Origin of the sequence: Gordonia sp. OPL2 (genome assembly GCF_003797825.1) — a bacterium.
Classification (GTDB): domain Bacteria; phylum Actinomycetota; class Actinomycetes; order Mycobacteriales; family Mycobacteriaceae; genus Gordonia.
The window spans coordinates 1-410 of sequence record NZ_RKME01000116.1; the positions used below are offsets into that span (position 1 = coordinate 1).

Annotated in this window: 1 protein-coding gene; it reads right to left on the reverse strand. The window is 76.6% G+C overall.

What is annotated here, in order from left to right; all coding sequences use genetic code 11:
• The coding region (locus tag EEB19_RS26565; protein WP_187590308.1) for a PhzF family phenazine biosynthesis protein at nucleotides 1-410 on the reverse strand (410 nt) is incomplete at both ends.

Sequence of the window (410 nt, forward strand, 5' to 3'; positions counted from 1 at the left end):
CCACACGGGTGTGGTCGGTACCGGCTTCGTCGGCGAATACGGCCACGCCGGTGGCCTCGGTGGCAAGGCTCCAGTCGCGCAGGGCGGCCATGTCCGGCGCCAGGCCGCGCACAGCGGCGGCATCGCGCAGCGGCAGCAGCCACCAGCGCGCGCCGTTGTCCCAGAGTTCGGGCACGTGCCCGTTGGCGGCGAGGGCCAGCAGTGCTTCGGGTGCCGCATCTGCGCCAGTCGCCAGTTGCCGCGCCGGTGGGCTGGCCAGCTGGATCTGGAGTGCCTCGGCCGGGCCGCTCACCCGCACGGGCAGCACCCCCGCCGCGCACTGCTGCAGCAGGGCGCCGTCGCGAGGCTGGGCCAGGCCGCAGCTCACCGCCGCCCAGGCCGCGCCGACGCTCGGGTGGCCGGCGAAGGCC